Annotated in this window: 11 protein-coding genes; 4 read left to right on the top strand and 7 right to left on the bottom strand. The window is 47.9% G+C overall.

Going from position 1 to position 9,160, the window contains the following annotated elements:
- Positions 1 to 15: 15 nt before the first annotated feature.
- Entirely contained in the window at positions 16 to 645 is a 630-nt protein-coding gene (locus tag COY37_RS11560; RefSeq protein ID WP_286677784.1) for a LuxR C-terminal-related transcriptional regulator, read from the bottom strand.
- Between the two features lie 165 nt (positions 646 to 810).
- On the opposite strand from COY37_RS11560, the gene COY37_RS11555 reads away from it, so the two are divergent.
- The 4 genes from COY37_RS11555 (at position 811) to COY37_RS11540 (ending at position 3,223) form a co-directional block, all read left to right on the top strand.
- The gene (locus tag COY37_RS11555; protein ID WP_286677785.1) at positions 811 to 978 is read left to right on the top strand and encodes a hypothetical protein; all 168 of its coding nucleotides are present in this window, start codon (positions 811 to 813) and stop codon (positions 976 to 978) included.
- Between the two features lie 263 nt (positions 979 to 1,241).
- Positions 1,242 to 1,397 (top strand): hypothetical protein, encoded by a 156-nt coding sequence (locus COY37_RS11550; protein WP_286677786.1) that lies wholly within the window; start codon positions 1,242 to 1,244, stop codon positions 1,395 to 1,397.
- Between the two features lie 542 nt (positions 1,398 to 1,939).
- Entirely contained in the window at positions 1,940 to 2,584 is a 645-nt protein-coding gene (locus tag COY37_RS11545; RefSeq protein WP_286677787.1) for a hypothetical protein, read from the top strand.
- Positions 2,585 to 2,605: 21 nt separating this feature from the next.
- Entirely contained in the window at positions 2,606 to 3,223 is a 618-nt protein-coding gene (locus COY37_RS11540; protein ID WP_286677788.1) for a hypothetical protein, read from the top strand.
- Between the two features lie 113 nt (positions 3,224 to 3,336).
- Here COY37_RS11540 and COY37_RS11535 read toward each other — a convergent pair whose 3' ends face one another.
- The 6 genes from COY37_RS11535 to hrcA all read right to left on the bottom strand — a co-directional run bounded on the left by COY37_RS11535 (position 3,337) and on the right by hrcA (position 9,120).
- Positions 3,337 to 4,167: a hypothetical protein gene (locus tag COY37_RS11535; RefSeq protein WP_286977667.1), complete on the bottom strand. Its 831-nt coding sequence runs from the start codon at positions 4,165 to 4,167 to the stop codon at positions 3,337 to 3,339.
- Between the two features lie 281 nt (positions 4,168 to 4,448).
- Positions 4,449 to 5,087, bottom strand: a complete 639-nt coding sequence (locus tag COY37_RS11530) for a hypothetical protein (RefSeq protein ID WP_286977665.1) — start codon at positions 5,085 to 5,087, stop codon at positions 4,449 to 4,451.
- A gap of 70 nt (positions 5,088 to 5,157) precedes the next feature.
- Positions 5,158 to 5,907: an RsmE family RNA methyltransferase gene (locus COY37_RS11525; RefSeq protein WP_286677791.1), complete on the bottom strand. Its 750-nt coding sequence runs from the start codon at positions 5,905 to 5,907 to the stop codon at positions 5,158 to 5,160.
- On the bottom strand, positions 5,900 to 6,763 hold the full coding sequence (gene prmA, locus COY37_RS11520; RefSeq protein WP_286977663.1) for a 50S ribosomal protein L11 methyltransferase: 864 nt from the start codon (positions 6,761 to 6,763) through the stop codon (positions 5,900 to 5,902). Before prmA ends, COY37_RS11525 begins: the two co-directional genes overlap by 8 nt.
- Positions 6,764 to 6,874: 111 nt before the next feature.
- Entirely contained in the window at positions 6,875 to 8,023 is a 1,149-nt protein-coding gene (dnaJ, locus tag COY37_RS11515) for a molecular chaperone DnaJ (protein ID WP_286677793.1), read from the bottom strand.
- A 71-nt stretch (positions 8,024 to 8,094) separates the two neighbouring features.
- Positions 8,095 to 9,120, bottom strand: coding sequence for a heat-inducible transcriptional repressor HrcA (gene hrcA, locus COY37_RS11510; protein WP_286677794.1), 1,026 nt, complete (start codon positions 9,118 to 9,120; stop codon positions 8,095 to 8,097).
- Between the last annotated feature and the right edge of the window lie 40 nt (positions 9,121 to 9,160).

The following is a 9,160-nucleotide window of genomic DNA, read 5'->3' as shown; positions in this document are numbered from 1 at the left end:
GCATTTGGTGGGGCATTATGATATCAGGGGCTTCCTGAAGGCAATAGCCGTCGCCTGGGCCCTATCTTTTGCTTTTAGTTTTTTAAGAATCTGCTTTACGTGCGTATTTACGGTTTCAATACTTAAGGAGAGCGAAAAGGCTATCTCTTTATTGGTGTAGCCGGCCGCTATCAGCTCGATGGTCTGCTGCTGTCTCGGTGTAAGCAAAAACTCTCCGTCTGCCGACATCTTCCTATTCCCAAAGAGCAACGACGCAAGCTTGGGCTGAACGTAGATCTCATTGGTAAGCGCTGCGCTTATGGCGGCAAACAACTCGTCTTTGGTCGCACTGATAAATAATACTCCAGAGGCTCCGGCCTCCACCGCCTGCTCGAACACTTTTATCTGCGACATATACGACATCAACAAAAACTTCATAGAGGGGTGCTCGGCTTTGCAGGCCTTAATCACATCAAGGCCGTAGCCGTCTTTAATCTGCTGGGTGAGGATAACTACATCTGGAGCAACCTTCTTTATCTCTTCGATCGTTTCTTGATATGATTCTGCAGATAACACAGTTCCTACATCCCTGTTGTTTTCCAGTACCGTCTTTATACCTTCTACGATCAATGGGTACGAGCTAGCAATGAGTACCGTTGTCAGCATGGGGCTCCTCCGAACTTTCATTCCCCCGGACTGTCAGGAATCGGGGGCTTGGGCGGTAAATGGTAATTATTACCACAATAGAACGGATAGTAGCAATTTTCAAGAAAACTAACCATAATTGAGGAGGGAGGGCGGCGATTTGTAGCATTTTATGCGCATATTCGGTTGATCCGAGGCCCAACTAAATGGACCGCAGATAAAGCATTCATACAGGACCTAAAAGAAAACCTGCTGCGGGCACTTAAGTGGATCGATACATACGGGGGCAAGGATCATGATGGCTATGTTGAGTACAAAGGGATGAATAAGCACGGCCTTGAAAACCAGGACTAGAAGGACCCCTGGGACTCGGTACGCTTTGCCGATGGAAAGTTTGTCGAAGGCCCTATCGCTCTTTGTGAGGCCCAGGGCTATGTGCATATGACCAAGCTGGAGGCCGCAGACCTTCTTGCGTTGCTCGGCGACGCTACCAGGGCCGAAAGCCTACGCAAGGATGCGGTCGATCTAAAGAAGAACTTTAACCGGGGTTTTTGAATGGACGGTGCGGGGTTTTTCGCCGAGGCGCTTGATAAAAACAAGAATCAGGTGGATTCGGCTTGGTAAACTCTAACCGCGACCACTTCCAACACGCAATCGAGCATATGACCGAGATACATCGCAAATGGCCGGGAATCTTCGATGAGATGGTAACCAGACGCATACCGATTAACGAATTCAAAGCGGCCCTCAACAACCCCCCCCCGAGGATATAAAATCGGTTGTGATGATTGCGGCGTAAATGCTCATGCCTTAGTATCACTTGAGAGATATTACAGTTTTTTGAGTTCATCCCTCAATATACCTTTGGATGAAATCGTATAAACCAACCATCTCTTTGTCCGCTATTGAACGCTGCTAGTACAAGTTTGGAAAATGAATGAAACCATAAACTCGATAGCAAGCCTATCTCTAAATCCCAAAATATGCTAAAGCTCGATAAATTATTACTATATAGTAATAATTTATGGTTGTATTGCATCAATATATTATGCTAACATCTTATCAGTTACTTTAAAATCGTATGACTGTTAAGTGATGCGAGCCTTAGATAATAGCTCGCAAAATGTTCCATTCAAGAACCTGTTGATCAAAGTCACTATATGTCTTTATTTCTGGGTTACCTTCCATTCAAAGGTTTCCCTAAGGGGGGGGTCTTACGGTTCTTAAAAGCATTGGTAGCTAAGCTGTTAGCTGCCGTAGAAGTTAGTTGTAGTATTAGAATTGATTGCAATTCCATTCGAAGGAGGCGTTATAGTTGAGACTTAAGATTTCAGTTGCATTGCTTATACTTGCGTTATTAGTGGGATATCCATCTGCTGCCATGGCGATGGATACAAGCATTCTGGGTTACGACGCATCAAGTCCTCAAACGTGGACTGGTATATATGCTGACAACTACGTTGATGGCACAATCACGTTCGGTCAGTATTATGATACTGTAGTGAATTCAGCCTATGTCATATATGATGACATAAATGGAGTAGAGGTAGGCTGGACCAAGGATCATTATACCGGTGGCTCTACCAAGGGGCCATACATGTTCTCGGCCAAAATGTACTACGGAATATATACCATACAAGAACACGGAAATTGCTCTAACAATACATGGTATAGATGGAAGACTCAAAGTACAGGGCAACTCAGCAATGATTGGGATATCTATTTTAATACAACATGGAAATGGCGCTGGACCGATCTAGCATTTTATTACGGTTATCCCCAAACTGGCGTGGAAAGATTTTCGGATGCGGCCAGGGTTGACACACACTTCAAGAACGTAACAAAACGTGGCACTAATTTATCGTGGTATTTGTGGGGCGTAATTACTATAGAAGATAATGACCCCATATATAGAGCGGTACTTAATGGAAGAACCGAATGGTGGACGGTATTACAGTAACAGTAATTGGAGGTGGTAGAGATGAAAAAGAGCACTAAGCTATTAAGCGCTATATCTGTTTTTAGCATAGGGATATTGGCTGCAACTAGTATTGCTATAGGGCTTGGTAATCATAGCAATGAAGGAAGCGCGAAGCCCGGGATAATAAGTAAAGCTAATGTATCAAGACAAGTTATAAATAGCAAAGATACAGCAAAATATAAGCAACCCTCTGTCGATGCATTATATGCAGAGGTTCGCTCTATTGACGATGCAAAGAAAGAAATAAGTTTCACTCCAAGAATACCTAAACCGCCAGCTGGTATTCCACTTCTGAAAGTACAGGTACACAAGTTCCCAAAAGAACAAAGGGGACTAAGGCTGGATTATGGTAATATAATTGTGCTTGAGAACCCAAGCCCAAATGCAGATGATTACGATGCTAATGCTAAAGAGTATCCAGACATCATCAAGAAGGTTCAGGTAAATGGGTTTCCAGGCATAGAGATTGAACAAGGATATCAGGACCTACCAAATGGTTCGAAACATCACTATCCTACCGTAGTATCCTGGTTTGAGAATGGGGCAAGATATACTGTATATAGTCAATCTGCAAATCTAAATGAAATAAGAGCGTTTGCAAAGACGATGTTTGAATAGTCGTATGCAGCCATAGAGAACGTTGAAAACGGGGGCGTTAACACACGCACCCCGTTTTCAACTCTGATTTATTTCTTCATAGTGCTTTAAATAATCCTTTACCCTTATACTATTTACTTGACCATAATTTCCCGTGGGCTTGTCTTTATGGTTGGTGGATTAAAAGATACACCATCAACTAAACCATATTTATTAAGTTTACCAATTTTGCCAGAATTGTATTTCAGCTGGCACAGTATTGTGTATTTACCGGGCAAGCCAATCGTGAATGGGCGCTGTGCTGAATAAGTACCCCTACTTTCTATAATATTGGGAACCGGTTTTCCCCACCCGTTATGCTCTGGCCAGATTCTATAGCCTGCACTATCCATAACTTGCAGCTCAAAAAGTTTATCGGCAATCAGCTCAATATCGTTAGAGGTTAGATTTTTAAGTAATACTTTAGCCCAATATTGTACCCCAACAGAATAAGGATGCTTAGGAAGTTCGATTGCTAACTCAAGATCATTACACGAACCAATAGCTTTAATGCTTTCTATTGAGCTACTCTTTGTATTTTCTGCTCTTATAAACAGTTCTAAGTTCTTACCGACATTAAAATATCTTCCCTTTGCCCATAAATAGAATGGCGGGGTACCAGTATTATCAGGGTTTGTAAAAACCTCTCTATTATCGTAAGTTCCTACATATTTAAAGTTACTGCTAAATTTGCCTACACTATTGCCAGGTCGATATACGTAGCCTTTATATGCCATGAAGGGCATAACCGTTCTTGGATTATAGCGACTATCTTCAACCCATGCGGTTTTGATCTCGGATCTATCGTTTCTAATCTTCTTATGATCAGATTGACGCTGCCCAGTGCTTAACGGTGCACTAGTATAACCACAGCCAGGTATTAACACTAATGCTATAATAATAATTAATAGGTAAGAGTACTTCATGCTGTTCTCCATTTAAACGGCTCAATCCTACCGCTTGGTGTGAGCCGATTAGGCTTTGCCATTCGTTTAGTTTTGTAGCTCTGCGATAAAGCCTTTCTCGGTCTTGTCTTTAAATTTATCTTGCGTAATCTCACTTGAAGAATCAACTTAAACTATACCATCCGATATCTTGAACTTATACGGCTCGCCGCCAAACTTATTTGAGAGGTTATAGGTCTGCAGTTTTTTGGGTTGTTCCGATGATGATGCAATTACGTGTATGGAACCTTAAACAAAACGCCCTATTTAAGTGGCTCCTTCGGAAGCCGCTCCAGCACTTTGAGCGCAAGTCCTTTTTCAGCGTTAAGCTCCACAGTGTCGCTGGTGACGTCGGTGCCGAGGTTAACTTTTATTGTGAAATAGGTGTCTTTTGATAGTACGTTAAGGCCGGTCCAGCCGCCCTGGGGACCATCCCAGAACGCACTGCCGCCGATGCCCGGAACCGGCTTCGCGGACGGAAACTGCTCTTTTGTGGTTACGAATGCATGCGCGGCATCCCGGCCTTTATCGCGCTCTTCCTTGGCGATATCCGCGGTTCGGATGAGCGAAAATGTCACGGTCTTAAACGACGTCTCAGAATCCGCACCATATATTACAATCTGTTGCCCGAGGGACTCATCCCCGTTACTCCCCTTCGGCTCCTTTATGCGCTCGCCAAAGAGAGCCTCGGCATCCGCTTTAGTAATGAGGATTAACGGGTCGATGCTCGATGCGGCGGATTTGCTATCAGCCGCGCTTTTTTGTTCGGTTTCAACAGTCGTTTCACTTTTTGAATCCAGGCTCGATTGTTTGTTGGAGCCCGAGCACGCTGTCAGGAAAACGGCGCTTAATAGGAGCGCGCCAACGATACCGAGGGCGCCCGCCCTAGTATGTATATTCATACACTATCTCCTCCTACTATCCATACAACTGTTGGGGACACTTTTAGTAGCTTGTAGTATTATAGGCAGTTCACTGGGAAAAAGGAAACTTCTTGATTTTTCTCAAGTCGTAAAGAACGAGGGCCACGGCAACAGGGGCGGCGGTCTCTACCCGCAGGATAGACTCGCCAAGTGTGACTACCTTGGCGCCAAGGCCTTTAAGGTCTAAGACCTCTTTATCGGACAGACCACCCTCCGGACCTATGACAACAGCGATGTTTTTTGCCGCTGGGTCGAGAACTTCATACGGGAGCGTACCGCGCTCTTCTTCCCAGAAGACGATAATCTCATCGAATTCCCTAAGCTTCTCCAAAGCACCCATCCAGGTAAGGACGCTGTTTACGGAGGGGATTAAGGTGCGGTGCGACTGCTTTGCGGCTTCGGCGGCTATTTTTTGCCAGCGCTCGACCTTCTTGGGCGCTTTCTCTGATTCAAGCTTGACGACTACGCGCTCGGTCATGACCGGGAATATTCCGGTAACGCCGATCTCCGTAGATTGGCGCACGATATCGTCCATCTTGCTTGCCTTTGGGAGGGCTTGAAATAGAAACACCTCGGGGAGTTCTTCGCGGGCGCGGTAGCTCGCGATGACCCTACCCGAAACTTTATCGGGCAGTAGGCTGGTAATCTCAACGTCAGAGATAGTGCCCTCGGGATCGACCGCTTCAATGATGTCGCCTACCCCTATCCTCAGAACGTCTTTTATGTGCCTCGCATCGGGCCCCGTAATATCGACCGCGAATTTGACCGGCCTGTCGACAAAAAACCGTGGCTTAGACAAGCTTGCTCACCAGGGAGACCCACTCGCCTTTTGTGAGGATTTCTTCAACGGTAAAGCCGGCTTTCCCGAGCGCCCTAATAACGCCGGCCCTTTGTTCAACCATTATCCCGGAAGCGATCAAGATTTTAAGCCCCTGTACCTTGCCGGGGATATCTTCCAGGAAATCGATAATAAGCGGAGCGGTGAGATTGGCTACCATGAGATCCGCACCGATGGTTGAGATGGCGGCGAAGTCGGCGACCGAAAATTCGATTTTATCGGCTACCCCGTTTTTCTCGGCATTTTCCCTCGCAACGGTAATGGCCTGCGGGTCGTTATCGATTGCGATTACCCGCCGCGCGCCAAGCTTTGCAGCGGCGATCGATAATATCCCGGAGCCCGTGCCAAGGTCAAAAACCGTCTCGCCCCCGGTCATGAACTCCTGCAGGAATATGAGGCACCCCTCAGTAGTGGGATGCGAACCCGTGCCAAAGGCAAGGCCGGGGTCAAGCCGGATCACAAGGTCGCCGGGCGAAGCCTCGACGGCCTCCCAGGAGGGTTTTATCAGAAACCTGCCGATACGAATCGGCTTGAAGTGCTTTTTGTAATTCTCGACCCAGTCCTCATCGGTAATCGAGGTTACGGTAATAAGACCCGGCCCGGTTTGCAGCCCCTGGGAAGCCGCCGTAAGCAGGGTATCCTGAACGGTTAACCTGGCATCATCGATAAACGAAGAGTCCGGGATATAGGCGGTGATGAGCATGTTGCGTCCCTGCTCGTCGACCTGGATACCGGAGGGGCTTAAGTCGAGCATCGCCGCAGACAGCACCTCGGCGGCCTCCGGATGTACGAGAACTTCTACTTTAAGCCAATTCAACGTTTATAGCCTCCGTCTATACCAGTAAGTCGCCCTAGGCGACTTACTCTTCAACTTATATGTTATTTGCGCAGTATTTTACGCATTTTACGAACGCCCCCTGCGCTGGGCCTATTTCGTACCGAATGCATCCTTTACGCGCTCAAAAAAGCTGTGGCGATTGGGCGTTGACATATCGTCCCCGGATTCACGCGCAAACTCAAGCAAGAGTTCTTTCTGCTTCTCGGTGAGCTTGTGCGGCGTCTCGATAACCGCCTGGAATATTATATCGCCCCGGTTATGCTTATTGTGAAGCGCCGGAACGCCCTTGCCCCGTATCTTAAATATGGTACCGCTCTGAGTGCCGACCGGCACCTTTATCGTCTCAAATCCCTCAAGGGTTGGCACTTGCAACTCAACACCGAGGGCCGCCTGTGGGAACGTTATCGGGAACTGGCAGAACAAATCCCTTCCCCGGCGTTCGAATATTTTGTGTGGTGTAACGTGAAGCGTTATGTAGAGGTCTCCCGCCATTCCGCCTCGCAGACCAGCCTCGCCCTTTCCGCCAAGTTTAAGGATTGCGCCGTTGTCCACCCCGGCCGGAATATCAGCCTTTATATTCTCATGAACCGGCTTTCTTCCCTGCCCGTTGCAGTCCTCACAGGGGGTGGTAATAACCTTACCTTCACCGCGGCACTTCGGACAGGCGGCCGTTCTTATAAAGGTACCGAAGACGGTACGCTGCTCGCTTCTGATCTCGCCCGCACCCTTACATTCGGGACAGGTCTCTGCGCTCGTCCCCGGCTTTAACCCCGAGCCATGGCAGGTCTCGCAGCTTACAAGGCGTGCGATTTCGATTTCCTTTTCAGCGCCGAAAACGGCTTCCTCAAATTCGATCGTAAGCTCGAGGCTCAAATCAGAGCCGCGCTTGGCGGCGTTTCTCGCCCTGCCGCCGCCCTGTTGCTGCTGCCAGCCGCCAAAGAACATATCAAAGATATCGCCAAACGGCGAGTCGACATTGCCAAACCCCGAGAAGTCCTGATAACCGCCACCGCCAAAAGCCGGGCCTTTCGCAGAGCCGAACGTATCGTAGTTGCGCCGCTTATCGGGATCGCTCAAGACCTCGTACGCCTCGTTAACCTCTTTAAACTTGGACTCGGCATCCGGGTCTTCCCGGTTTACGTCCGGGTGATACTTCCTGGCCAGGCGCCGGTATGCTTTTTTGATCTCGTCCTGCGATGCGCTCTTAGAAACGCCAAAAATCTCGTAATAATCCGCCATCTTTTACCTCAAATTAGATTTACTAATGTCTCTCTTTCTACTCTTAATATCTTTTAGATTCAATATCCAACTTATCCAGAACGTAGTTCCGTTAACGCCCTCGTGAGATTATCGGCAATAATCGTAACAGATGAGATGGCTCTCGCATAATCCATCCTGGTGGGGCCGATAATACCCAGGGTTCCGAGCGTCTCGCCATCGATATGGTAGCTGCTCGCGATCACGGTGCAGTCCTTAATCTGTTGATCGGTATTTTCAGACCCGATTTTCACGAGAACCTTTTCCGTACGCAACGAGTCTTCAAGCCACTGCAATAGACGATACCCGTGTTCGAGCGAGTTCAGAAGCGCTTCGATTTTATTAAGGTCTTCGAACTCTCGCTGGCGCAATATGCTTGAGGTCCCGCCTAAAAACACACGCTCTTTATCTTCGCTTGCCATGATATCCGCTATCTCACCGATCAAGTGCCGTATCAGCCTCGCGGTATCGCGGTCGGCGAGATCGACACCCTCTTTAAGCGCTGAAATCTGTGCCGGCCCCATGCCTTGCAACCTCTCGTTTAAGAAGTGCTCGATGCCGCTAAGCCCTTTATCCGCCAGCTCGATAGTTATGATACGCTTTAGAACCTGTCCTTTGTTGGTGATTAAAACCGCCAGAACGTGCCTCGACGAAATCGAGACAAGGTCGACGTGCTTAAGCGTGCTTTTCTTGAAAGACGGCGCAAGCACAACCGCCACGTAGTTTGTGAGGTGCGATAAAATCTGCGTCGTCTCATGCAACATCGCACCCATCTCGCGGTTGACGGCCGAGAACAGCTCCGTTACGGCTTCCTCTTCCTGCACGGTCAAACCCGGCTTATCCAGGGTGTTGTCGACATAGAAACGATACCCGATATCGGTGGGGATACGTCCCGCAGAGGTGTGCGGCTGCCTAAGATACCCCAGATCCTCAAGCAAGGCAAGCTCATTACGAACGGTGGCCGAGCTTACACCAAGTTGGTATTTCTCAACCAGCCTTTGCGAGCTTACCGGATCGGCTGTAAGAATATATTCCTGTACGGCTACGAAAAGAATTGCCTTTTTTCTTGCGTCAAGCATAACTTACCTACCTAGCACTCTACCCCGTAGAGTGCTAAAC

The organism is Candidatus Aquicultor secundus, assembly GCF_002791875.1.
In the GTDB taxonomy this organism is placed as follows: domain Bacteria; phylum Actinomycetota; class Aquicultoria; order Aquicultorales; family Aquicultoraceae; genus Aquicultor_A; species Aquicultor_A secundus.
This window is presented reverse-complemented; position numbering and strand designations above follow the sequence as displayed.